The sequence below is a fragment of the Microbacterium sp. NPDC087868 genome (genome assembly GCF_044900755.1).
Lineage (GTDB): Bacteria > Actinomycetota > Actinomycetes > Actinomycetales > Microbacteriaceae > Microbacterium > Microbacterium galbinum.
This window is the reverse complement of the sequence record NZ_JBJDNO010000003.1, coordinates 480,728-505,909: the sequence shown is the minus strand read 5'-3', so window position 1 is coordinate 505,909 and position 25,182 is coordinate 480,728. Positions and strand designations below refer to the sequence as shown.

The 25,182-nt window shown below is 71.1% G+C and carries 14 protein-coding genes; all 14 read left to right on the top strand.

Translation table 11 applies throughout. The features are described 5' to 3' along the window. The first annotated feature begins 8 nt into the window (after positions 1 to 8). The 14 genes from ACI2JZ_RS12630 (at position 9) to ACI2JZ_RS12565 (ending at position 25,168) form a co-directional block, all read left to right on the top strand. Positions 9 to 6,098, top strand: coding sequence for an Ig-like domain-containing protein (locus ACI2JZ_RS12630; protein ID WP_404597830.1), 6,090 nt, complete (start codon positions 9 to 11; stop codon positions 6,096 to 6,098). Positions 6,099 to 6,156: 58 nt separating this feature from the next. Then, on the top strand, positions 6,157 to 7,128 hold the full coding sequence (locus ACI2JZ_RS12625; RefSeq protein WP_247623542.1) for a MoxR family ATPase: 972 nt from the start codon (positions 6,157 to 6,159) through the stop codon (positions 7,126 to 7,128). Then, positions 7,128 to 8,390: a DUF58 domain-containing protein gene (locus ACI2JZ_RS12620; protein ID WP_404597827.1), complete on the top strand. Its 1,263-nt coding sequence runs from the start codon at positions 7,128 to 7,130 to the stop codon at positions 8,388 to 8,390. The genes ACI2JZ_RS12625 and ACI2JZ_RS12620 overlap by 1 nt, the downstream gene beginning before the upstream one ends. After that, entirely contained in the window at positions 8,387 to 10,813 is a 2,427-nt protein-coding gene (locus ACI2JZ_RS12615; RefSeq protein ID WP_404597826.1) for a transglutaminaseTgpA domain-containing protein, read from the top strand. Before ACI2JZ_RS12620 ends, ACI2JZ_RS12615 begins: the two co-directional genes overlap by 4 nt. Beyond that, positions 10,810 to 12,213: an RDD family protein gene (locus tag ACI2JZ_RS12610; RefSeq protein WP_404597824.1), complete on the top strand. Its 1,404-nt coding sequence runs from the start codon at positions 10,810 to 10,812 to the stop codon at positions 12,211 to 12,213. The genes ACI2JZ_RS12615 and ACI2JZ_RS12610 overlap by 4 nt, the downstream gene beginning before the upstream one ends. Beyond that, the gene (locus ACI2JZ_RS12605; protein WP_247623538.1) at positions 12,210 to 13,025 is read left to right on the top strand and encodes a PP2C family serine/threonine-protein phosphatase; all 816 of its coding nucleotides are present in this window, start codon (positions 12,210 to 12,212) and stop codon (positions 13,023 to 13,025) included. Before ACI2JZ_RS12610 ends, ACI2JZ_RS12605 begins: the two co-directional genes overlap by 4 nt. Continuing rightward, positions 13,025 to 14,437, top strand: a complete 1,413-nt coding sequence (locus tag ACI2JZ_RS12600) for an FHA domain-containing protein (protein ID WP_404597822.1) — start codon at positions 13,025 to 13,027, stop codon at positions 14,435 to 14,437. Before ACI2JZ_RS12605 ends, ACI2JZ_RS12600 begins: the two co-directional genes overlap by 1 nt. After that, entirely contained in the window at positions 14,434 to 16,065 is a 1,632-nt protein-coding gene (locus tag ACI2JZ_RS12595; protein WP_404597821.1) for a serine/threonine-protein kinase, read from the top strand. Before ACI2JZ_RS12600 ends, ACI2JZ_RS12595 begins: the two co-directional genes overlap by 4 nt. After that, positions 16,062 to 16,787, top strand: a complete 726-nt coding sequence (locus ACI2JZ_RS12590; protein ID WP_372491565.1) for a hypothetical protein — start codon at positions 16,062 to 16,064, stop codon at positions 16,785 to 16,787. The genes ACI2JZ_RS12595 and ACI2JZ_RS12590 overlap by 4 nt, the downstream gene beginning before the upstream one ends. Beyond that, on the top strand, positions 16,784 to 18,184 hold the full coding sequence (locus ACI2JZ_RS12585; protein WP_404597819.1) for an RDD family protein: 1,401 nt from the start codon (positions 16,784 to 16,786) through the stop codon (positions 18,182 to 18,184). Before ACI2JZ_RS12590 ends, ACI2JZ_RS12585 begins: the two co-directional genes overlap by 4 nt. Positions 18,185 to 18,248: 64 nt before the next feature. Next, positions 18,249 to 22,760, top strand: coding sequence for an FtsK/SpoIIIE domain-containing protein (locus ACI2JZ_RS12580; protein ID WP_404597818.1), 4,512 nt, complete (start codon positions 18,249 to 18,251; stop codon positions 22,758 to 22,760). Between the two features lie 163 nt (positions 22,761 to 22,923). Further along, positions 22,924 to 23,808: a hypothetical protein gene (locus tag ACI2JZ_RS12575; protein WP_404597816.1), complete on the top strand. Its 885-nt coding sequence runs from the start codon at positions 22,924 to 22,926 to the stop codon at positions 23,806 to 23,808. A 36-nt stretch (positions 23,809 to 23,844) separates the two neighbouring features. Then, positions 23,845 to 24,738: a hypothetical protein gene (locus tag ACI2JZ_RS12570; RefSeq protein WP_404597814.1), complete on the top strand. Its 894-nt coding sequence runs from the start codon at positions 23,845 to 23,847 to the stop codon at positions 24,736 to 24,738. An 82-nt stretch (positions 24,739 to 24,820) separates the two neighbouring features. Then, on the top strand, positions 24,821 to 25,168 hold the full coding sequence (locus tag ACI2JZ_RS12565; protein WP_247623530.1) for a hypothetical protein: 348 nt from the start codon (positions 24,821 to 24,823) through the stop codon (positions 25,166 to 25,168). The last annotated feature ends 14 nt before the right edge of the window (positions 25,169 to 25,182 follow it).

Sequence of the window (25,182 nt, the reverse complement as noted above, 5' to 3'; positions counted from 1 at the left end):
AACACGGAATGAAGGCGCTGTCCTGGATGCGCGCGCGACCGAAGACGCTGGCGTCAGCCGCCGGCGTCACCGTCGGTGTGATCGCGATCACCACCATGGCCTTCACCTACGAAGGCTTCCCGACCACCAAGGTCGACCTGAACGACGGCGGTGTCTGGATCACCAAGACGTCGAGCCTGCTGGTCGGCCACTTCAACCACGAGTCCACGGTGCTCGACGGCGGGCTGCGCACGACGGGTGAGAACTACGACATCCTGCAGGATGCCACGAACATCCTCGTCGTCGACGAGAGCGCCTCCACGATGACCGCGGTCGATCCCGCCCGCGTCGCCCTCGGCGATTCGGCCGCGATCCCCGCCGCCTCGAAGGTCGCCCTCGGCAACCGCACCACCGCGATCCTCGATCAGAAGACGGGCGAGCTGTGGGTCGTCCCCGTGCAGGGCGTGCCCGGGTTCGAACCCGAGGCGCAGGACCCGGTCGCCGAGCTCGGCGCCGACGCCGACGTCGCGGTCGGTACCGACGGAACCGTCTACGGTCTCTCGGCCGAGCGGGGCGAGGTCGTCACGGTCCCCGTCGACGCCGAGGGCGAGGCGGGCGCCCCCTCGGCCGCCTCCGTCGGCGAGATCGACACCTCCGCACGGCCCACCATCACCGTGGTCGGCACGACCCCGGTCGTGCTCGACGCCGCAGCCGGCATCGTCACCTCTCCCGGCGGCTTCCGCGCCGAACTCCCCGGGGCGAACGAGGCGGTGCTGCAGCAGGCATCCGCCGAGACGGATGCCGTCGCCATCGCCACCCCGGATGCCCTGGTGCGTCTGCCCTTCGACGGCAGCGAGCCGAGCACGACCCAGGCCGGGGGCACCGGAACTCCCACCGCGCCGGTCTGGCTGCGCGGCTGCACGTACGGCGCCTGGGCGGGGACGGCGACGTTCATCCGCGAATGCCCCGGCAGCACCAACGACGTCAACGCGACGGTCGAGGGCGCCGAGGAGTCGCAGAGCCTGGTGTTCCGCGTGAACCGCGACGTCATCATCCTCAACGACGCCGTCGGCGGTGCGGCCTGGCTGGCCGACGAGAGCCTGCAGCGCGTCGATAACTGGAACGACCTCACCCCGCCCGAGGGCGAGACCGAGAACGAGGACGACTCCACCGAGGAGACCGTCGAGACGACTCTGCCCGAGCGCAAGGAGGAGAACACCCCTCCGATCGCCGAGGACGACTCGTTCGGCGTGCGCCCCGGTGTCACGACCATGCTCCCGGTGCTCGACAACGACAACGACCCCGACGGCGACGTGCTGGTCGCCACGCTGGTCGAGGCGCAGCCGTCGATCGGAGAGATCCAGCAGGTGCAGAACGGGGGTTCGCTGCAGATCGCCGTCGCAGAGGATGCGAAGGGCTCGGCGACCTTCACCTACGAGGCCGACGACGGTCGGGACGGCAAGGACACGGCGACCGTCACCCTCACGGTGTACGACGAGAGCATCAACACCGCTCCGGTGCCCAAGCGCAAGACGAGCCTCACGATCGAGACCGGCGGCACGGTCTCGTACAACATCCTCCCGGACTGGATCGATCCCGAAGGCGACGACGTCTATCTGAAGGACGTCGTCCCCGCTCCCGGTGACGAGGTCGACTTCAGCACCGACGGCCAGATCACCTACAAGGCCACCGCGAGCCTGCAGGGCCGCAAGGAGGTGCAGGTCACGGTCGCCGACGGCTACGGCGAGAGCGCGACGGCATCCCTCACCCTCGACGTGCGCCCCGAGGGATCGACGAAACCGAAGACCAACGCCGATCACGTGGTGACCCGCGTCGGCGAGCAGGTCACGATCGCCCCGCTCGCGAACGACACCAGTTCGGGCCGCGAGCCACTGCGCCTCGGCCGCGTGAGCGAGGTGCCCGGCGCCACCGTGCTGCCCGACGCCCCGAACAAGACGTTCACCTTCAGCGCCGACAAGGCCGACACCTACTACGTGCTGTACCTCGCGACCGCCGGTCCCGAGAACGGCGAGGGCATCGTGCGCGTCGACGTGCTCGAGGCGACCGAGACCGATCTGCCCCCGGTCGCCGTGCGCGACGTCGCACTTCTGCCCACCGGTGGCGACGTGCTCGTGGGTGTGCTCGCGAACGACGTCGACCCCGCGGGCGGCATCCTCGTCGTGCAGTCGGTGTCGATCGAGGAGGACTCCGGCATCTCGGTGTCGGTCATCAACCACGAGACGCTGCGCATCACCGACCAGGGCGCGCTGACCGATCAGGCGCGCATCACGTACCGCATCTCGAACGGCTCGAAGTCGGCCGAGGGCGAGGTCGTGGTCATCCCGATCCCGGCGCCCGACAAGTTGCTCCAACCCGTCGTGAACGACGACACCGCGACCGTGCGCGCGGGTGACGTCGTCACGATCCCGGTGCTCGACAACGACACCCACCCGAACGACGACGTGCTGCACGTCGTGCCCGAACTCGTGGAGCCGCTCGTCGACCCCGAGGACGGCGAGGCCTTCGTGTCGCAGGACACGGTGCGCTTCAAGGCCGGCCCGGTCGCGAAAACGGTCTACCTGACCTACGAAGCCGTCGATTCACGTCAACAGAAGGATGCCGGCTACGTCACCATCCAGATCCTGCCGGTCGACGAGGAGACGAACGCCGCTCCGCGCCCGCAGGACCTCGTGGCGCGGGTGCTCGCCGGGTCGACCGCCAACATCGCGGTGCCGCTCGACGGCATCGACGCCGACGGCGACTCGGTCGAGCTGATCGACATCGCCTCCAACCCGACCAAGGGCCGCATCACCGAGACCGCGCAGAACTACTTCACCTACGAGGCCTTCGACGGCTCGGCCGGTGTCGACGTGTTCAAGTACCGGGTGCGCGATCGCCTCGGCAAGGAGGGCATCGCGACGATCCGCGTCGGCATCGCCCCCGCCGAGAAGGTCAACCAGGCACCGTATGCGGTGAAGGATGCCGTCGTCGTGCGACCCGGTCGTGAGATCGCCGTGCCCGTGATGGAGAACGACTCCGACCCCGAGGGCGACAAGATCGTGCTGGTCGAAGACGGCCTCGAGGTGCCCACCGAGACGGGCATCGAAGCGCGCGTCTCGGGCGATCGCGTGCTCGTGCAGGCGCCGGATCGTCCGCTCGAGACCTCGCTGCAGTACACGATCCGCGACACCCGCGGCGCGACCGCGACCGCCGCGCTGCAGATCACGGTCGACGACGACGTGCCGCTGCAGGCGCCGATCGCCCGCGACGACCGCGTGCGGCCCACCGACCTCACCGAGGGGACGATGGATGCCGACATCGACATCCTCGCGAACGACGAAGACCCCGACGGCACCACCGACCGGCTCGAGGTGACCCTCGGTGAGGGCGCGACGCAGCTGGAGAACGGGATGGTGCGGGTCACCGTCACGGAAGAGCTCCAGCTCATCCGCTACACCCTCACCGACCAGGACGGCCTCGAGGCATCCGCGTTCATCTTCGTGCCGGCCGAGTCCGACCTGCGCCCGATCCTCGACTCCACCGAGCCGCTCGAGGTCATGAGCGGCGAGACCAAGGAAGTGCCGCTCGCCGACTACGTCACGGTCGCCGGCGGCGGCACGGCCCGCATCACCGAGCACGCCCGCGTGAGCGCCGTGCACGCGAACGGCGCCGACCTCGTGCAGGACGAGACCACGCTGGTCTACACCTCGGCCGACGGCTACTTCGGGCAGGACGCGCTCACCTTCGAGGTCACCGACGGCACCGGGCCCGACGACCCCGAGGGGCGCAAGGCCACGCTGAGCATCCCGATCAACGTGCTGCCGCCCGACAACCAGCAGCCCGAGTTCATCGGCACCGAGATGGTCGTCGCCGCGGGCGAGGACCCCGTGAGCCTCGATCTCGTGCCGCTGACGACCGACCCCGATCCCGAAGACGCCGGCGTGCACACGTACAAGTACGTCAGCGGCGCGGGCGACGGCATCAGCGCGCGCATCGATGGACAGGAGCTGCTCGTCGAGGCGGGCTCGGATGTCGCGAAGGGCACGGTCGCCTCGCTCAAGCTCGAGATCTCCGACGGCACGACCGACCCCGTCGAGGGCACGGTGACGGTGCGCGTCGGGGCGTCGACTCGTCCGCTCCCGGCCGCCAACACCGACACGATCTCGGAGGCCGACCAGGGCAAGAGCATCACGGTGCCCGTGCTCGCGAACGACTTCAACCCGTTCCCCGAGACGCCGCTCAAGCTCATGAACGCGTCGACCGAGTCGGGGTCGGGCGGTGCCGAGGTGCAGGGCGACGAGGTCGTGGTGACTCCCGCCGCGGACTTCGTCGGCACCATGGTCGTGCGCTACCGCATCCAGGACGCCACGAAGGATCCCGACCGCGAGGCCAACGGCCAGATCATCGTGACCGTGCAGGGTGTGCCGGATGCCCCGGGCACCCCCACGGTGTCGAGCGTGCAGGATCGCACGGTCGTCGTCTCGTACGGCGCACCGTCGAACAACGGCGCCGAGATCACGAAGTACACGGTGCGCTCGGTGACCGGAAATCCGTACTCGAAGGAGTGCGGCTCGACGACCTGCACCCTCGACGGCCTCACCAACAACGTCGAGTACTCGTTCCAGGTCACGGCCACCAACCGTGTCGGCGAGTCCGAGCCCTCGGGCGGTTCGGCGATCGCGCGTCCGGACGCGCGCCCCGACACCCCGAACTCGCCGACCCTGAAGTTCGGCGACAAGTCGCTCGACGTGAGCTGGCAGACGCCCACCACCCCGGGGTCGCCGGTCGAGAGCTACACCCTCGAGATCTCGCCCGCCCCGCCGTCCGGCGTAACGCAGAAGCAGGTCACGGGCAACTCCATGACCTGGGAGGGCCTCGAGAACGGCGGCAACTACCAGGTGCGCGTTCAGGCCCACAACCGCGCGCCCGAGCCGTCGAGCTGGAGCGGATGGTCGGCATCCGAGATCCCGGCAGGACCCCCGATGCCCGCCGCCGCGCCCACGACCGCCGAGATCCAGGGCGTCGGCAACCAGGCGCAGATGCAGGTCTCGTGGGAGCCCGGCAGCGCCAACGGCGACGCGATCGACTCCTTCCAGCTCGAGGTGTGGGAGGGCAACACCCTCCGCAACACCCTCACTCCGAATGCCGGAGCGCGCACGCAGGCGGTCACGGTCTCGACCTCCGAGACGCCGTACACCTACCGCATCCGCGCGATCAACAAGGCGGGCTGGGGTGAGTGGAGCCCGATGTCGGCGCCGCGCCGTGGCGTCAACAAGCCCAGTGCGCCGTCGTTCTCGTCGGTCACCGACGGCGACCGGGCACTCACGCTCGCGTGGACACCGGGCGCGCGCAATGGCGCCCGTGAGAACGAGGTGCAGTACCAGTACTCGCTCAACGGCGGGGGGAGCTGGGCAGGCATCCCGGGCAACAACGTGATCTCGGGCCTCACCAACGGCACGACCTACAACGTGGTGCTGCGCGCGGTCGCCACCGTCGACGGCACGACCTACGCCAGCGACGGCTCTGCCACGCGGTCGGGCCGTCCCTACGGGCCGCTCAGCCAACCCGGCCTCTCGACGCAGCAGAACGCCACCAGCGTGACGTTCTCGTGGAACGGCAACCAGTCGATGAACGGCCGCGAGCTGAGCTCGGTGCAGATCCGGATCGACGGCGGCGGATGGGAGGGCGTCGGCGCGACCGGCTCGCGCACGGTCGGCAACGGCTACAGTCAGCAGCACTCCATCACGGTGCGCGTGACGGACTCCGCCGGTCAGACGATCGAACGATCCGCCAGCGAGACCTCCGGCTCGAAGCCGCCGCCCAAGGCCTGGGTGACCTCGAGCGGCAACGCGAACGGCCAGCCCAACTGCAACGACGGCACCTGCTCGTACTTCTACGTCACGATGCGCGACTTCCCGCCCAACAAGACGATGTACCTGCAGTGCGCGAGCAACGCTCCCGCACCGTACGGCGGCACGTTCGGCGGCCGCAACGTCACGACCGACGGCAACGGCAACTACGAGGAGCGGATCGGCTGCTACCTCGGCATGCGCCGCGGAACGATCGAGGCCTGGGTCGTCATCGACGGCACGGCCTACGAGCACAGGGTCTGGCAGTGATGCCGCACCACGCCCCCGCACACGAAGACACCCCACGAGAACAGGGAACGACACACTCATGACCATGACTCCCGAGCAGGCCACCTGGTTCCAGGGCACCTTCCACCGTCTCGTCGAGAACGTCGACAAGGCGGTGCAGGGCAAGCAGGAGATCGTCGGCCTGGTGATCTCCGCGATGCTCGCCGAGGGGCACGTGCTGCTCGAGGATGCGCCGGGGACGGGCAAGACGAGCCTCGCGAAGGCTCTCGCCGCCACCGTGCAGGGCACCAGCGCGCGCATCCAGTTCACCCCCGACCTGCTGCCGTCCGACGTGACCGGCGTGACGATCTACGACCAGCAGCAGCACCGGTTCGAGTTCCACAAGGGGCCGATCTTCGCGTCGATCGTGCTCGCCGACGAGATCAACCGCGCCTCGCCGAAGACGCAGTCCGCACTCCTCGAGGTCATGGAGGAGTCGCGCGTCACCGTCGACGGCGTCACGCATGAGACCGGGCGCCCGTTCCTCGTCATCGCGACGCAGAACCCCATCGAGCAGGCCGGAACCTACAAGCTCCCCGAGGCCCAGCTCGACCGCTTCCTCATCAAGACGTCGATCGGCTACCCCGACCTCGCCGTCACCGAGAGCATCCTGGCCGGGGCATCCGACCGCAACCCCTCCGCCGGCCTCGGCGCGATCATCACCACCAGCGCGGTCGCCGATATGGCCGACCTCGCCGCCACCGTGCACGTCGAGCCCGCCGTGCTGCGGTACACCGCCGAGCTCGCCGAGGCGACCCGCACCGACTCGGCGACCCGCCTCGGAGTCTCGGTGCGCGGGGCGATCGCGATGATCCGCATCGCGAAGGTCTGGGCCGCCGCCCACGGCCGCCACTTCGTGCTGCCCGACGACATCAAGGTCCTCGCCCGCCCCGTCTGGCAGCACCGCATGCTGCTCGACGCCGAGGCCGAATTCGCCGGAACGTCGAGCGAGACCGTGATCGCGCGGGTTCTCGACTCCGTGGCGGCCCCGCAGGCGCGAACGGCGGCCTGATGACCACGGAGGCCCTGCAGAGCACGCACCCCACGATCGACCGCGACGCCGGCTGGCGCGACATCGCGGCGGTCTTGGCTGTGCGGATGCTCGCGCGCCTCCGTCTCATCGCGCAGGCGGTGCGCCCGCTCGCGTGGGTCCTCATGGGCCTGGCGGTCGGATTCTGGATCCTCGGGCAGGTCGCCGGGTGGGCGGAGTTCACGATCACCGCCCTCGTCATCGCGATCGTCGTCGCGCTGTGCGCTCTGTTCCTCATCGGCCGCACGGCCTACGACGTCTCGCTCGACCTCGCCCGCACCCGGGTCGTGGTGGGGGAGCGGGCGATCGGCGCCCTGAAGCTCGCCAACCTCGGAACGCGCGCCATCCTGCCCTCGCGCGTGGTGCTGCCGGTGGGGTCGGGACGAGGAGAGTTCGGCATCCAGCGCCTCGCCCCGGGAGCCGAGGCCGAGGAGCTCTTCGCGATCCCGACGCAGAAGCGCGGCGTCGTGAAGGTCGGCCCGGTGAGCGTCGTGCGCGGCGATCCGCTCGGTCTCTTCGAGCGCGCCCGCCGCAGCGACGACCCGGTCGACCTGTTCGTGCACCCGCGCACGATCCTCTTCGACGGTCAGTCGCTCGGCTTCCTGCGCGACCTCGAGGGGATGCCGGCGGCCGACCTGTCGCGCGACGACGTCTCGTTCCACGCCCTCCTCGAGTACCAGCCCGGCGACGACCTGCGTCACGTGCACTGGAAGTCGACCGCCCGCACCGGCACCATGATGGTGCGGCAGTACGAGGAGACCCGTCGTTCGCACTTCGTGATCGGCCTCTCGCGCTCGACCGGCGACTACGCCCGTGACGAGGACTTCGAGCTCGCGATCTCGGCCGCCGGATCGATCGGCCTGCGCGCGCTGCGGGATTCGCAGCGCGTCGACATGCGGGTGCAGGGCAGGGAGCTGCCCTCGAGCACCGGCAAGCAGCTGCTCGACTCGCTCTCGGCCGTCGAGAACTCCAAACCCCGCGAGGGCGGCATCGCCGAACTCGCCGGCGTGCTCGCCGCGAGCATGCCGCTCGCCAGCATCGTCGTGCTGGTGTGCGGGTCGAAGGTGCGCACCGAAGACCTGCGGCTCGCGTGCGCGCGCCTGCCCTTCGGCGCGCGCGTGCTCGCGATCGTCACCGACTCCACGCTCTCCTCGCCCGAGCTGCGGCGCATCGGCGACGCCGACGTCGTCACGATCGGCGCGCTCGAGCAGATCCCCCTCGCCCTGAAGAAGGTGCTCGCATGACCGCGCCCGCGATCCCGGCCGCGCCGACCGCCCTTCCGCTGCGCCGCTGGATCCTCGATCTCGTCGCCACCGCCCTGCTCGTCGGCGCCATACTCCTCGGCTTCTGGCCCACCTTCGCCGGCGGGTCGTTCCTGCCCGCGGCGATCGGCGGACTCCTCCTCGGCCTGGCGGTCGCCGGCGTCTCGGCCTGGCGTCGCTGGGGCATCCTGATCATCACCGGTCTCACGATCGCCGTGTACTTCGTCTTCGGCGGAGCGCTCGCGTTGCCCGGCACGACCATCGCCGGTTTCGTGCCCACGCTCGAGACGCTCCAGAAGCTCGCGCTGGGCGTGGTGACGTCGTGGAAGCAGATGCTCACGACCGTCGCCCCGGTCTCGGCCGCCGACGGCCACCTGCTCGTACCGTTCCTGCTGGCCCTCGTGGCGTCGACCGTCACGGCCTCGCTCGCTCTTCGGCTGTCGAACGTGGCCTGGGCGCTGATCCCCGCGGGCACGCTGCTCGTGCTGGTGATCGCGCTCGGCACTCCCGAGGCCGCGTTCCCGCTCGTGCAGGGACTCGTGTTCGCGGTCGTGGCCATCACCTGGATGGCACTGCGTCAGCTGTGGGCCCCGCAGAACTCGGCCGTCTCGGTGAGCGAGGTCGACCCCTCGCGCGCCGCCCACATGCGCCTGCGCCGGTTGCTGGCCGGAGCGGCCGTGCTCGCGATCGCCGGGGGAGCGGGCATCGCCTCGTCGGCCATCGCCGCTCCCGCCGAGACCCGCCACGTGTTCCGCGACGTGATCATCCCGCCGTTCGACATCCGCGACTACCCGAGCCCGCTGCAGGCGTTCCGCAAGAACGTGCGCGACGAGAAGGTCAAGACGCTCTTCACCGTGCGTGGACTGCCCGAGAAGGCACGCATCCGCATCGCGGTCATGGACCAGTTCGACGGCATGGTCTACAACGTCACCGACGGGGGACCGGGGTCGTCGAGCGCGTTCACTCCGCTGCGCTCCGACATGTCGCCCGAGGCCGAGGGGATCCCGGTCACGCTGCAGGTCGAGATCGCCGAGTACGGCGGTGTGTGGGTTCCGGATGCCGGTGCGGTCTCCGAGATCGAGTACACGGGCGACCGCGCCGAAGAGCTGCGCCGCGGCACGTTCTACAACACCGAGACCGGCACCGCGGTGGCGACGCCCCGGCTCACGGCGGGCGACACCTACACGGTCGATACCGTCATCCCGAACGAGATCGACGACGACCGGCTCGCCGAGGTCGCGTTCGGCAACGTCACCCAGCCCAAGCAGAGCAACGTGCCCGAGGAGCTCACCTCGCTCGCGGCCGAGACGGTCGCGGATGCCGAGTCCCCGATCGAGCAGGTGCGGGCGCTCGAGACGATGCTGGCCGACGGCGGGTTCTTCAGCCACGGCCTGGAGGGCGAGGTCATCTCGCGCGCCGGCCACACGGCCGAGCGCATCTCGACCCTCGTAGGCGGCGACCAGATGATCGGCGACGACGAGCAGTACGCCGTCGCGATGGCTCTGCTCGCCCGCGAGGTCGGCATCCCCGCACGCGTCGTGATGGGGTACTACCCCGACGAGGAAGACGCGAAAGCCGCCGAGTTCGCCGCCACCGGCGACGACGTCCACGCCTGGGTCGAGGTGAACTTCGAGGGCGTGGGCTGGCTGCCGTTCAACCCGACTCCTCCCGAGGACCAGGTGCCGAACGACCAGAACACCAAGCCGCGCGTCGATCCGAAGCCGCAGGTGCTGCAGCCGCCGCCCCCGCCGCAGGAGCCGGTCGATCTGCCCCCGACGCTGCCCGATGACCGCAAGTCCGAGGACGAGACGCTCAACATCCTCGGCATCCTGGGCGCGATCCTCGCGATCGGCGGCATCACGCTCGCGATCCTCGCCATCCTCGCCTCGCCCTTCATCGTGATCGGCGCGTGGAAGGCGGCCAAGCGCCGTGCGCGTCGCAGCGCCGCGCGCACCTCCGACCGCATCAGCGGCGGCTGGGACGAGCTCACCGATCGCGCGACGGACTACGGCGCGCGGATCGCTCCGGGAGGCACGCGCGTCGAGGACGCCGCGACCGTCGTCGCCACGCTCGATGTGCCGAAGGCGGCCGCGCTGGCGCAGCGGGCGGATGCCGAGATCTTCGGCCCGACCGATCCGACGCCCGCCGATGTCGAGGCGTTCTGGAGCGAGGTCGACGACATCGTCGGAGGCCTGGGCAAGGAGGCCGGCTTCTGGCGGCGCTGGAAGGCGCGGGCGAATCTGCGCTCGCTCCTCGGCGGAACGGCTCTCTCGCACGGCTTCCAGAACCTGAAGGATGCCGCTGCCGCCCGCGTCGCCGACTCCTCGGACGCGCGCGCACGCCGCGAACCTGGCACCATCGAGAACAACGACCGCACCACCGCCCCCGAGAGCGAGAACCCATGACCCAGCTCCCCTTCGGTCAGATCGCCCCGATCTCCCGACGCGCGGTCGCGTACCTCATCGACGCGTTGATCGCCGGCGGTCTGGCCATCGTGCTCAGCGTGGTGCTCGGCATCGCCACCGCGCTCTCGGGTGGGCTCGAGGCGTCGTTGCTCACGGTGACCATCGGCGGGCCGCTCGTCGGGCTCGTGCTGCTGGGCTGGTTTGTGGTCTACACGAACATGCAGGCCGGTGCGGGCTCCATCGGCATGCGCGCTCAGGGCCTGCGCCTCGTGTCGGAGACCGACGGGTCGTCCATCGGCTTCGGCCGCGCCCTGCTGCGCAACATCATCTTCGGTCTCGCCGCCGGCATCGTCGTGGGGTACTTCACGCCGCTGTTCGACGGATCGGGTCGCTTCCAGGGATGGCACGACAAGGTCGGCCGTTCGCTCGTGCTCGACGCCCGCGCCGAGGGCGGGATCGTGCCGATCGCGGCACCGGCGACCACGGCGATGCCGATCGTCGACGGTGCGTCGCCGACGTCCCCCGCGCCGACCGCTCCGTCGCAGCCGCCCGCGATCCCGGGTCTGCCCCACCCCGGATCGTACGGGGCGCCGCATGCCCCGGCCCCGCACGCGTCGGCCCCGCACGCGGGGGTCTCGCCCTACGCACCGCCGGCCGCTCCCGGTCAGTCGCCCGCTGCTCCTCCCGCCGCCGCGGGGGTTCCGCAGAGCCCGCCCGCTCCCGCCGAGGCCTACGCGCCGTCGGCGCCCGTGTTCCCCGCCCCGGCGACGCCGGTGACACCGGCCGCGCCGATCGGCGAGGGTGGCGACCTGATCGCCTTCGTCCCCGGCGTGACGCAGGATGCTCCGCCCCGCCCGCCGCAGCCCCAGGCCTCGGCCCCCGCCGAGCCCGAGCCCGTCGCCCCGGCATCCGCGCCGACGCCGCCCGCGCCCCCGGCACCGGTCGCCGCACCGGCGCCTGCCGCGCCCGCCGCGCCTGCCGCGCCCGCCCCGGCCGCCGCGGCCGCGCCGGCTGCGCCCGCCCCGGCACCGCTCGTCGACGACCCCGACGTCGAGTCGACCCGCATCAGCATCCCCGGGCACCGTCTCGTCTTCACGTGGGACGACGGCACCCGCGTGTCGGTCTCGCGGCGCACGGTCTTCGGCCGCAACCCCTCCCCGGAGGAGGGCGCGGCGACGGTCGCGGTGCGCGACGAGACGCTCTCGCTGTCGAAGACTCACTTCGAGGCCGCCGCCGAGACCTCGGGCGGATGGGTGCTCGATCGCCACTCGACCAACGGCACCACGATCGTGCGCGAGGGGCAGCGCATCGCCTGCCCGCCCGGTCAGCGCGTGCCGATCCGGCTCGGTGACGCGATCGAGATCGGCGACCGCATCGTCACGGTCGGGGGCTACGCATGAGGCCCGGACTGGTCGTCTCGTCGGGGGCGGCGACGCACGCGGGTCTGCGCCGACCGCTCAACGAGGACGCCTACCTCGCCACCTCGCCCGTGTTCGTCGTCGCCGACGGCATGGGCGGGCATGAGGCGGGGGAGCGCGCGAGTGCGGCCGTCATCGCCGAGTTCGCCTTCTCGATCGGGCGCGCGGCGCTCGAACTCGACGACGTGCGCCGGGCGCTGGCCACGGCCCGCGAGCGTGTCGAGGAGCTGTCGACCTCGGGCAACGGCCGTGCGGGCACGACGCTCAGCGGCGTCGTGATCGCCGATGTCGACGGCATGGGCTACTGGCTCGCGGTGAACATCGGAGACTCGCGCACCTACCGCTTCGCCGACCGCGAGCTCGAGCAGATCACCGTCGACCACTCGGTCGTGCAGGAACTCATCGAGGCGGGCGAGCTCACGCCGCTCGACGCGCTCACCGATCGTCGGCGCAACATCATCACCCGGGCGATCGGCGCCTCCAGCACCGGCGACGCGGACTACTGGATGTTCCCGGCCGAGCTGGGCGATCGGATGCTGGTGTGCTCCGACGGCCTCACCTCGGAGGTGTCGGACGAGCGCATCCGCGACATCCTCGGCACGACGCCCGACCCGCAGCGGGCTGCCGACGCGCTCATCGAGGCGGCCGTGGCAGCCGGCGGGCGCGACAACATCACCGTCGTCATCGCCGATGCCGTCTCGGTCGCCTCGCGCCCGGGCACACTGCTCGCCACCGACGACGACATCGACATGAACACGCGTCCGCGTGAAGCCGCAGCAGGAGGGGGTCGCTGATGCAGACCATCTATCGCCCGGGCCAGTGGAATCTCATCGTGATCCCCGGCGCGCTCGTCGCGTTGCCGCCGGATGCCCCGACCGAGGTCGTGTCGACGCTCTGGGAGCGGCTCCCCGCGCACAAGACGCTGGCGACGGTGGTCGACGTGCTCACGACGCAGGCGGGCGGGTCGTTCACCGCGCTGCCGCCGTTCGTCGCGGCGGTCGCCGAGGGCGCCGATGTGCGCATCGCGCTGCGCGGCGGGGTCGCCGCCCGCGTGACCGCGGTCGACGGCGCGCATGAACTCTCCGGCGCCGAGGTGACGACGTGGAGCGAGCGCTTCATCGGCGGAGCCACGCGCATCGAGATCACCGTCGAGACCGTCGAGGGCGACGCGGGCCTGCCGGTGCATACCGGAATCGTGCGCGCGGCCGCGGTGAGCGCCGATCTCGAATCCGACGACGCCGCTCCGCTGACGGGTGCGCTCGGGCCGGCGCCGGTCGTCGTCGCCACGCACGAGGGCGCCTCGGCCACGGCGCTCGCCGCCGCCCCGGTGCCGCTCGCCCTGTTCGGCGGTGCAGCGCTCGGAGGTGCAGCGCTCGGAGCGGATGTCGCCATCAGCGCCCCGCTCGTCGGTGCCGTCCCGGTGCCCCCGGTCGTGTTGCCCCCGGTCGTGACGCCCCCGCCCGTGCCCTCGGCCGTGACGCCTCCGGCCGCGCCTCCCGTGCCGGATGCTCCCGTGGCTGATGCCCCCGTGGCTGAGCCGCCGGTCGCGCCGGTGACCGAGGAGATCCCCGAGCAGTCCTCCGACTCGGCTCCTCTGCCCGTCATCGAGGATGCCACCCTGGTGCCCACCGAAGACACGATCACCCCCGACGACGACGACATCTTCGACCAGCTCTTCGGGGCGACGGTGCACACCGCACCGGCGCCGGCCGATGCCCCGCCGGTGCCGCCACTCCCCGCCCAGGGCGACCACGACGGTGCGACGATCTCGGCCGCCGAACTGCGCGCCCTGCGGCAGCAGCCCGCCTCGGCCGACGAGACGCCGACCGCCGTGCTGCCCGTCGCGGGAGCATCCGACGGCCCGACCATCGGCCGTCTGCGGGTGTCGAGCGGACAGGTCGTCGAACTCGACCGCACCGTGATCATCGGGCGTCGTCCGCGCTCCACGCGGGCCAGCGGGGCGAGCCTCCCGCACCTGATCGCGGTCGAGAGCCCGCAGCAGGACATCTCCCGCAGCCACCTCGAGGTGCGCCCCGAGGGCGACACCGTGGTCGTGATCGACCTGCACACCACGAACGGGTCGACGCTGCTGCGTCCGGGCGCCGACCCCGTGCGCCTGCACCCGGGGGAGCAGACGCTCGTGCTCACCGGCGACGTGGTGGACCTCGGCGACGGGATCACCGTCGCCTTCGAGGACCTGCCGTGAATCGTCGCCCGTCACCGCCGCCCGTCCTTCCCGGCTTCACCTACGTGGAGCCGCTGGGCACGGGCGGCTTCGCCGACGTCTTCCTCTACGAGCAGGAGATGCCGCGCCGCCGGGTCGCCGTGAAGGTGCTGCTCGCCGACCGCATCTCGAGCGGGTCCGCCCAGGAGTTCGCCGACGAGGCCAACGTCATGGCGATGCTCTCGACGCACCCCGCGATCGTCACGATCTACCAGGCCGGTGTCGCGGGCGACGGCCGCCCGTACCTCGTCATGGAGTACTGCCCGCGCCCGAACCTGCAGCTGCGCGCCCGCAAGGAGCCGTTCTCGGTCGCCGAGGCGCTGCGCGTCGGCGTGCAGGTCGCCGGCGCCGTCGAGACGGCGCATCGCGCCGGGGTGCTGCACCGCGACATCAAGCCCGCGAACATCCTCGTCACCGAGTACAACCGCCCGGCCCTCACCGACTTCGGCATCGCGTCGACCACCGGTGCGACGACCGAGGCATCCGGCATGTCGATCCCGTGGTCGCCGCCCGAGTCGTTCGCCGAGCCGCCCACGAGCGGCCCGCGCACCGACGTCTGGGCACTCGGAGCGACGCTGTTCACCCTGCTCGCCGGGCGCTCGCCGTTCGAGCGACCGGGTGAGCGCAACTCCAGCGCCGACCTCATCGAGCGCATCGAGCGCGCGGCCCTGCCGCACCTCGGCCGACCCGACTCCCCGGAGAGCCTCCAGCGGCTGCTCGAGCGGGCCATGGCGAAGAACCCCGACGACCGGTTCCCGAGCGCGGTCGCGTTCGCGCGGGCGTTGCAGAAGGTGCAGATCGAGCTGTCGCACTCGGTCACCCCGATCGACATCGTCGACGAGCATCCGTCCGCCGAAGAGCTCGAAGACGACGACGACGGCCTGACCCGGGTGCGCGAGGTCGTCAGCATCGACCCCGACATGGCCACGTCGACGCGGCCCTCGGCCACGACGCAGCGCCACACCCCGCCGCGCACGCCGGAGGTGCCCCGCTTCGACGCACCGGTCGCGCCCTCGGCGTTCGAGCAGACGCAGCTGCGTCCCTCGGCCGTGCCGGTGCCCCCGCCCGTCCCCGACGACGAGCACACGCTGCTCCGCGCGCCGCAGGTGGTCGCGCCCGAGACCCCGGCGTTCGTCCCGGCTCCGCCTGCACCCGGTTCCCCGGAGGCCCCCGCACCGGCGGCGTCGGGTGCCCGGCGCTCGCGCACGGGTCTCTGGATCGGTCTCGCCGCCGCAGCGGTGGTGCTCGTGATCGGCGGAATCGTCGGACTCAATCTGCTCGTCGCGGGCCTCGAGCCCGAACCCGCCCCTCAGGCATCCGAAGACGCGCAGCCGCAGGACGTCGTGCCGGACGTGGTGCCCACGCTCGCCGCGCCGACCGGCACGCGGGAGGGCTCGACCGTCACGTTCACCTGGACGAACCCCTCCCCGCAGGAGGGCGACAGCTACCTCTGGCACCAGGTGCGCCTCGACGATGTCGGCGAGCAGAAGCAGACCGCGGAGACGACGGTGCACGTCGAGAGCCCGGCGGGCGATATCGTGTGCATCGAAGTGATGCTTCGGCGCGAGGACGGAAGAGCCTCGGAGCCGGTACGGGGGTGCGTGGAGTGAGCGGTACGACCGGAGTGACCGTCGAGTTCGCCGGGGAGTACTTCCCCATCGAGCGCGGGGGACGATTCATCGTGGGGAGGGAGGGGGATCTCGAGCTCGACGACAACCTCTTCCTGCACCGGCATTTCCTCGAGATCACGGATGCCGACGGGCTGTGGTGGCTGTCGAACGTCGGCACACGGCTGACGGCGACCGTGACCGATTCGGCCGGCGGGGTGCAGGCCTGGCTCGCGCCCGGGGCGCGGTTGCCCCTGGTGTTCGAGAAGACCACGGTGGTCTTCAGCGCGGGGCCGACGACCTACGAGCTCACCCTGCACGCCGCCGAGCCCGCGTTCCGCGCGACCCGGCGCGACCATGACGACGGCGGTGCGTCGACCATCGGGGACGTGCCCCTGACCCTCAGCCAGAAGCTGCTGATCCTCGCGCTCGCCGAGCCGCAGCTGCGCCGCGACGGCACGGGTATGAGCGACATCCCCACGTCGGTGAAGGCCGCCGAGCGCCTGGGCTGGACCGTCACCCGCTTCAACCGCAAGCTCGACAACGTGTGCGACAAGTTCGACCGTGTGGGCGTGCCCGGTATGCGCGGAGGGCAGCGCAGCTTCGCCACCAACCGCCGTGCCCGCCTCGTCGAGCACGTGATCGCCTCGCGCCTCGTCAGTCGCGAGGACCTCCCGTTGCTCGACATCTCGCACGCCGACGAGGTCGAAGGGGAGCAGGAGTGATCTGGGAGATCGACGACGGCGCGTCCGTCGTCGAGGGTCTCGACGCGCACGGACGCCCGGATCCCGCCTACGCCGCCTCGCTCGGGCTGCTGCCCGCGCGCAAGGGATCGCGCGTGCTCGCCTCGCTCCTCGAGGCGGCCGTCGCCGTGCTCCTCGCCCTGCCCGCCCTCATCGTGCTGCCTCCGATCCTCGCCGACATCGCCTCCGGCGGGTTCGACGTCGATGCGTTCTTCGCCCGGGGCGACCTGGTCTGGGTGATCGTCGCGCTGGCCGTCTCGCAGGTGCTGACCCTGGCCTACGTGATCGTGCAACTGGTGATGCACGGGCGAAAGGGTGTGACGCTGGGCAAGGCGGTGTGCGGCATCCGCTCGGTGAACGTGCGCACCCTCGAACGCCCGAAGTTCTGGCGCGGAGCGGTCGTGCGCTACCTCGTCGCCTCCGCCTCGCTCATCGTGCCCGTGATCGGCCCGGTGCTCGTGATCGCCCTGTCGCCGCTCTTCGACATCGAACGTCGCGGGCGCGGGTGGCTCGACCTCGCCGCCGGCACCTGGTTCGTCGACGTGCGCCGGGGCCTCAACCCCTACGACCAGAAGCGCATGCGCATCGCCCGCAAGAGCGTCAAGATCTCGGAGCACGAGGCGAAGGCGCCGCTGCCCTCGCTCGCCACCCCGGTCGACCGTGACGCCCCCGCCGAGTACGTGCCGAGCGCGCGTCTCTCCGGCGGGGTCATCGGCGCGCATCGGTCGCAGACGCCGCAGCCGGAGAAGACGGATGCCGCCGCTCCGGGCTCGATGGTCGCGGCGGTGCCGCCGTCGCTCGCGACCGGCGCCCCTCCCGCGTTCCCGGTCGCCCCGGCCGCAGCTCCCGCTCCGGCCGTGCCCTCGCCCGCACCGCCGGCCTCGGTGCCGGCCGGGCCCGTCGTGGCGCCGCCCCAGGCACCGGCGGCCCCCGCTCCGGGACCCGCCGTCGCGCAGCCCGCACCCCCGGCGCAGGCCGAACCCGGCCCCGCGGTCGCGGCTCCGGCGGCGCCCGCTCCGGCATCCGCTCCCCGGGCCGACGTCGGCGAGGGTATCCGCGCCGTGCTCGTGCTCGACTCGGGCGCGCGCGTCGAAGTGCGCGGAACCACGCTGTTCGGCCGCGCACCCGCCGCCGCGGCGGGCGAGGGGGAGGCGCAGCTGATCCCCGTTCCCGATGAGACCCGGTCGGTCTCGAAGACCCACGTGGCCGTGATGCCCGCGCGCCGCGGTGTGTTCGTGGTCGACCGTGCGTCGACGAACGGGAGCGCGATCATCCGCGACGGAGCCGAGACGCCGCTCGTCGCCGGGCACCCCGCCGAGCTGCGCACGGGCGACACCGTGCGCTTCGGCGACCGCACGATGCGGGTGGAACACGCATGACCGGGGCCGAGTGCCCCACCGCCGGAAGACGTGAGACGCGCCCCGGGCGCGGTGAGGATCGACGATGAGAGTCAAGCTGACCCTGCGCCGCCCGGCGGCGCCCCTGACCGACATCGTCGTGATGGCCGACTCGACCGCGACCGTGGCCGACGTCGCGCGCCAGATCGCGTCGACCGATCCGACCCGCAGCATCCCGGCCTCGCCGGCCGACGTGCTCACCCTCTCCGTCGCCCCGCCGACCAGCGAGCAGCTCACCATGCTCACCCCCGACCTCCTCGTCGGTGATGCCCCGATCGGTTCCGGCTTCCTCGCCGAGGTCGTCAACCTCGGCCCGAACCGGGCGTCGGTCGGCACCGCCGGGGCGCGCCCCGCCGCCGTGCTCACGGTGGTCGCCGGCCCCGCGCAGGGCCAGGAGTTCGCCCTGCCCCTCGGACACTTCCTCATCGGTCGCGACGCCGCGAACGACGTGACGATCGCTGATCCGCTGGTCTCGAAGCGCCACGCGCGCATCGAGGTCGCGACGACCTTCGTCGAGATCGTCGACCTGAACTCCGCCAACGGCATCCTCGTCGACGGCGGCCTCGTGCAGCGCCTGCGCGTGATCCCCGGCCAGCGCTTCACCCTCGGCGACTGCGAGTTCGTCGTGCACCTCGTGAGCGACTTCGACGGCTCGGCCGCCGGCGACCCCGTGCTCGAGCGCGGGGGCGCGCTGCTGTTCAACCGCAGCCCGCGGGTCGAGGCGCGATTCACCGGCGAGGAGCTCGACGAGCCCCGCTACCCCCGCGACCAGGTGCAGCGGCTCTTCCCGTGGCCCATGCTGGTCGCGCCGATCCTGCTGGGCGCGGCGATCTTCGCGATCAGCGGCAACCCGCGCTCCCTGCTCATCGTGTTCATGTCGCCGCTGATGATGTTCGGAAACTTCATCTCGCAGAAGACGAACCTCGGGCAGCGCCTGCGCAAGGAGGTCGAGAAGTTCGAGGAGAACTTCGAACGCCTCGAGGAGAAGCTCTACCTCGCCCAGCCGCGAGAGCGCGAGGTGCGCCAGAACGAAGTGCCCGCCGTCGCGGTCGTGTTCGACGAGGCGATGCGACTCGGCCCGCTGCTGTGGACCCGTCGACCCGAGCACTGGAACTTCCTGGCCGTGCGGTTGGGGAGCTGTACCGACGAATCGCGTACGCGCATCAAGCGCTCCGACATCCCCGAAGCGCTGCCCGAGTACATCGAGCGCGTGGACCGCCTCGAGGAGCGGTACAAGATGATCGACGACGTGCCGATCCTCGAGTCGCTGCAGAGCTCGGGATCGATCGGCGTCGCCGGCCCCACCTCGCTCGCCAGCGATGCGCTGCGGGGACTCGCGGTGCAGCTGTTCGGGATGCACTCGCCCAACGAGCTCGTGGCGGTCGCCCTCACCGAGCCCGGGTGGGCGAACGAACTCGACTGGCTCAAGTGGCTCCCGCACACCTCCAGCGAGCGCAACCCGTTCAAGGACGTCGCGCTGGCCGACTCGGCCTCGACGGGCACGGCCCTGCTCAACGGCCTCGAGGAGATCGTGCTCCGCCGCTCGCGCGAGGCGAAGTCGCAGCGCCCGCCCTACGGTGACGACTGGGACCCGATGTACTACGGCACCGACGTCAAGCGCGCCGCCGAAGAAGCGACGTTCCCCGGCCAGACCGCGATCCTCGTGATCGTCACCAACGACGCGCCGGTCGACCGCGCACGCCTCACGCAGATCCTCGAGCGGGGAGCGGATGTCGGCGTCTACGGCCTCTTCGTGGCCCCGGTCGTCGAGTCGCTGCCGGCGGCGTGCCGCTCGTTCGTCGACGTCAGCGCCGGCCTCGAGCACGCGCGCGTCGGCACGGTGCGCAACGGTGTCGCCTACGAGGACGTGCGCGTCGAGGGCGTCTCGCACGCGTACATGACGATGTTCGCCAAGCGTCTCGCTCCGGTCGTCGACTCGAGCACCGTGATCGAGGACTCCTCCGACATCCCGAACTCGGTGATGTTCCTGTCGCTCGTCGGCAGCGAGCTGGCCTCCGACCCGAACGCCGTGATCGACCGCTGGCGTCAGAACAACACCATCCTCGACCGTTCGGGTGCTCCGCAGTCGCGCCTGAAGAAGGCGGGCAACCTGCGCGCGATCATCGGGCAGTCGCAGACGGATGCCATGACCCTCGACCTGCGCACGCAGGGGCCGCACGCACTCGTCGGTGGAACCACCGGCGCCGGTAAGAGCGAGTTCCTGCAGGCCTGGGTGCTCGGCATGGCGGCGGCGCACAGCCCCGACCGGGTGACGTTCCTCTTCGTCGACTACAAGGGCGGTTCGGCGTTCGCCGACTGCGTCGATCTGCCGCACTGCGTGGGCCTGGTCACCGACCTGAGCCCGCACCTCGTGCGCCGTGCACTCACGAGCCTGCGCGCCGAGCTGCACCACCGCGAGCATCTCTTCAACCGCAAGAAGGCGAAGGACCTCCTCGAACTCGAGAAGCGCCGCGACCCCGAGACCCCGCCCGCCCTCGTGCTCGTGATCGACGAGTTCGCGGCGCTCGCCGGAGAGGTGCCCGAGTTCGTCGACGGCGTCGTCGACATCGCGCAGCGCGGTCGCTCCCTCGGCATCCATCTGATCATGGCGACCCAGCGGCCCGCGGGTGTCATCAAGGACAACCTGCGCGCCAACACCAACCTGCGCGTCGCCCTGCGCATGGCCGACGAGTCGGATTCGAAGGACGTCGTCGACGACCCGGTGGCGGCGTCGTTCCCGCCCTCGCTCCCCGGTCGCGGCATCGCGAAGACCGGCCCCGGTCGTCTCGTGCCGTTCCAGTCGGCGTACGCCGGTGGGTGGACGACCGACGAGGTGCAGCAGGCAGAGGTCAAGGTGGCCGAGCTGCGGTTCGGATCCATCCAGACGTGGGAGGCCGACCAGGCGCCCGAATCCGACTCGCACGACGAGGACCTCGGCCCGAACGACCAGAAGCGCATCGTGTCGTCGCTCGTCGCGGCATCCTCGATCGCCGGCATCCCGGCACCGCGCCGCCCGTGGCTCGACGACCTCGAGCGCGCGGTCGACATCCGCGACCTGCCGGTGCTCGGTGACGGGCAGATCCTGCTCGGAAAGATGGACGTGCCCTCCCGGCAGATGCAGGAGCCCGCGTACTTCGTGCCCGACAAGGACGGTTCGCTCCTCGTCTACGGCACGAGCGGCTCGGGCAAGTCCACCGTGCTGCGTACCGTCGCGATCGCGGCCGGGTTCCACGCAGGGCACTCCGACGTCGAGGTCTACGGCCTCGACTTCGGGTCGGGTGCGTTGAAGAGCCTCGAGATCCTTCCGCACGTCGGATCGATCATCGGCGGCGACGATGCCGAGCGCGTGCAGCGCATCCTGCGCTCGCTCGCGCGGGTGCTCGACGATCGCGGCAAGCGCTTCAGCGCCGCGAACGCCTCGAGCCTCACCGAGTACCGCGAGATCACCGGGTCGCGCGAGCCGCGCATCCTGCTGCTCATCGACGGATTCCCGCAGTTCCGCAGCGAGTGGGAATCGACCACCGCGCGGATGCCGTTCTACCAGACCTTCATGCGCATCCTCGGCGAGGGGCGCCCGCTCGGCGTGCACGTGATCGCGAGCGCCGACCGCTCGGGTTCCGTGCCGACGGCGGTCAGCGCGAACGTGTCGCGCCGCGTGGTGCTGCGTCTCTCCGACGACTCCGGCTACGCGATGCTCAACGCCCCGAAGGACGTGCTCGACGAGACGTCCGCCCCGGGTCGTGCCATCGTCGACGGCCTCGAGACGCAGATCGCGACGCTCGGCGGCACCCCCAACGTGGCCGAGCAGACCAAGCTGCTCGAGCAGCTCGCGGCCCAGCTGCGCGGAGCCGGGGTGCGCGAGGTCGAGGAGATCGGCGCGCTGCCCACCCGCCTCTCGGTGCGCGATCTGCCCGATCGCCTGGGCGAGTTCCCGGTGCTGGGTGTGGCGGAGGACACGCTCGCCGCACGCGACTTCGATCCTGTCGGCACGTTCGTCGTGGCCGGTCCGCCGCAGTCGGGCAAGACCACGGCGCTCAAGGGGCTCATCACGTCGATGCGGCGGCTCGACCCGACGGTCAAGCTGTTCCACTTCGGCGGACGGCGGGCGCAGCTCAAGGGGTACGCCGACTGGACGCGCAGCGCCACCACGCCCGAAGAGGCGAAGGAGCTCGCGAAGGAACTCGTCGAGCTCGTCGCGGACGAGACGCTCGGAATGCGCATCCTCATCGTCGTGGAGGACGTGCCGCAGTTCGCCGACTCGCCCGCCGAGCGCGATATGAAGGCGCTGTTCCAGGCGATCAACCGCAGCGACCACCTCATGATCGGCGACGCCGACGTGACGCAGGTCACCAGCGGCTTCGGGTTCATCGGCGACTTCAAGGCCGGCCGCAAGGGCATCATCCTCAAGCCCGACTCGTTCGACGGCGACGCGGTGTTCAAGGTGCCGTTCCCGAAGGTCAAGCGCACCGACTTCCCCGAGGGTCGTGGCATCTTCGTGCAGGCCGGTCGCCAGGTCACGGTGCAGATGCCGCTCGTCGAGGGCGACCGCATCGGGTGAGCTCCCGTCTGCGGCGGCATCCGGTCGGGAGAAAACCCGGGGCGGATGCCGCCGCTTCGGCGTGCCGGACGGTGGGAGGCCGTGACGCGCCGCCCGCGCAGCATCCGGTCTCCGTTTTCTCGCGTGGCCGAGCGCGGAGGCGCGTGCGTCCTACGCTGGTCGCGTGAGTGTGTTCGATGCGGTGGTGGAGTTCGAGCGGGGCGTGCTCGAGCGTGACGAGGCGCTGAAGCCAGTCTGGGAGCGTTTCGCGGTGTTGGGTGAGGCGCGGTTGGGGGTGTTGCGGGAGCGTGTGGGGTCTCCGTCGTGGCCGGGGGTGACGTCGGCGTCGGCGTTGAAGGCGGCGTCGGTGGAGGCGGAGGTGTTCGCGGTGCTGGCGGAGTATGCGCGGGAGGCTCGTGGGTTGGTGCGTGCGGGTGATGCGCAGCGGTGGGCCGGGCTGGTGGGCGAGGCGCAGCGTCGGAGCGGTGAGGGTTTTCTGGGTGAGTTGCAGGAGAGCGCGGTGGGTGCTGCTCTGTTGCGGGAGCGGTGGGGGTGGGTTCCGCGGTCGAGGTCGCAGCGGGGTGGGATTCCGTGTCAGTGCGGGTTTGCGACCGAGGGTGTTCTGCCGCGGGCGTTGTGCGATGACTGTCAGGAGACGTTGTTGCGACGCTGGGTCGCGGAGGAGCGGCGGATACTGCGCGGGATGCCCGAGTACGCGGAAGAGGTCACTGCGGTCATCGAGCGCACCGCGCGAAAACAGGAGCAAGTGTATGTGACCGGCGGCGAGTACACCGCGTCTGAAGCGACTGGGTTTCGTCGAGCGGGAGGCCGCGTGGTCTCCCGCTTGCGTCGGCGGCACCGGGAGGAGCTGCGCGGCGTAGAGATGTCTCGATGGGAGACGCTGGGAGCACCTCTCGCCGCCGCGTCGATGCTCGCGTATCGCGAGACGGCGAGCAAGGTCTTGAGACGCGGACTCGGCGCCGCCGCCCTGACTGAGCTCGTCGGACTGGCGCTGCAGGTGAGAGCGCAGCATTCTCGACCGGCGACTGGACGCAAGAGTCGACGGTGAGCGCGTGCGGAGGCGCGCACGGCTTACGCTTTTCGCATGGGTGTGTTCGATGCGGTGGTGGAGTTCGAGCGGGGCGTGCTCGAGCGTGACGAGGCGCTGAAGCCGGTCTGGGAGCGTTTTGCGGCGGCGGGTGAGGCGCGGGTGCGCGAGGTGTCGCGCGATGCGGCGTTTCCGTCGTGGCCGGGGACGACGTCGGCGTCGGCGTTGAAGGCGGCGCTGGTGGAGGCGGAGGTCTTCGCGGTCCTGGCGGAGTATGCGCGGGAGGTGGGGCCGTTGGTGCGTGCGGGCGATGCGGAGCGGTGGGAGGCGCTGGTGCGCGAGGCGCAGCGCCGGAGCGGTGAGGGGTATCTGGGGGAGTTGCACGAGAGCGTCGTGGGTGCCGCGTCGTTACGGGAGCGGTTCGGATGTGCGCCCGCACGGCGCACACAGCGCGGGGGGATCCCGTGCGACTGCGGGTACGCGACGGACGGGACACGTCCATCGCGTCTCTGCGACGAGTGCGAGGATGCACTGCTGCGGCGATGGGTCGCGGAGGAGCGGCGGATCCTCCGGGGGATGCCCGGTTACGCCCAGGAGATCGCGGCGGTGATCGCCGACACGGAGGCGAAGCAGCGCAGGATCCTGGAGAAAGGGAGCGACGAATACAGCGAGACGTTCGGTCAGCGGAAGGCCGGGGGAAGGCGTCTCGGCCGACTGCGCCGGGCGCATCGGAAGGAACTCGACGCTCAGGACCTCCGCCGATGGACGCGGCTCGGCGAGATGGTGGAGCATTCCTCCACCACCAGCATCCGCACCACCGCGGCGAAGACGCGCGGTCGGGGCCTCGGCGCCGCCGGCATCACGGAGCTGGGGATTCTGGCCGATCGCGAGAGCATCCGGGCGCTGACGAAGAAGGCCGAGAACGGCACCGCGCGCCGTGCCGCGCGGTGATCCGCAACATGGGGAGTGCTCCCCATCGTGTGAGACATCGCCGCCCACTAATGTCGTATCGTCCAGGAACTGAGGAGGGGCGATGAGCGGCCAGAGCATGATCGTGCCGATCGAGTATCTGCAGACCACGAGCGAGCAGCTCACGGCGATCGTCAGCGAGTTCGAGTCGGCGTCGGGGCGCCAGGACGACGTCGAGGCCGCCGTCGCACGGCCCTACGGCGACGGCCGACTCCAGGACCGCTGCCACGACTTCGAGGGCAGCTGGAACGACAGCCGCGACAAGCTGCTGACGAAGCTCAAAGAAGTCGCCCAGCGAGTGCAGGGGACGGTCGACGAGGTCACCAGTCTCGACTCCGAGATGGCGACGTCGATGGAGCAGTCGGGCAGCAGCGCGGGCGGATCCGGCGGTCACGCGCCGGTGGCGTACTGACACGGAGGGGCGGG

What these genes read in the sequence shown, in the direction of transcription:
- ACI2JZ_RS12580 (WP_404597818.1), top strand. Translation starts at nt 18,249, where the DNA reads ATGAGAGTCAAGCTGACCCTGCGCCGCCCGGCGGCGCCCCTGACCGAC.
- ACI2JZ_RS12600 (WP_404597822.1), top strand. Translation starts at nt 13,025, where the DNA reads ATGCAGACCATCTATCGCCCGGGCCAGTGGAATCTCATCGTGATCCCC.
- ACI2JZ_RS12615 (WP_404597826.1), top strand. Translation starts at nt 8,387, where the DNA reads ATGACCGCGCCCGCGATCCCGGCCGCGCCGACCGCCCTTCCGCTGCGC.
- ACI2JZ_RS12620 (WP_404597827.1), top strand. Translation starts at nt 7,128, where the DNA reads ATGACCACGGAGGCCCTGCAGAGCACGCACCCCACGATCGACCGCGAC.
- ACI2JZ_RS12610 (WP_404597824.1), top strand. Translation starts at nt 10,810, where the DNA reads ATGACCCAGCTCCCCTTCGGTCAGATCGCCCCGATCTCCCGACGCGCG.
- ACI2JZ_RS12625 (WP_247623542.1), top strand. Translation starts at nt 6,157, where the DNA reads ATGACCATGACTCCCGAGCAGGCCACCTGGTTCCAGGGCACCTTCCAC.
- ACI2JZ_RS12565 (WP_247623530.1), top strand. Translation starts at nt 24,821, where the DNA reads ATGAGCGGCCAGAGCATGATCGTGCCGATCGAGTATCTGCAGACCACG.
- ACI2JZ_RS12570 (WP_404597814.1), top strand. Translation starts at nt 23,845, where the DNA reads ATGGGTGTGTTCGATGCGGTGGTGGAGTTCGAGCGGGGCGTGCTCGAG.
- ACI2JZ_RS12605 (WP_247623538.1), top strand. Translation starts at nt 12,210, where the DNA reads ATGAGGCCCGGACTGGTCGTCTCGTCGGGGGCGGCGACGCACGCGGGT.
- ACI2JZ_RS12630 (WP_404597830.1), top strand. Translation starts at nt 9, where the DNA reads ATGAAGGCGCTGTCCTGGATGCGCGCGCGACCGAAGACGCTGGCGTCA.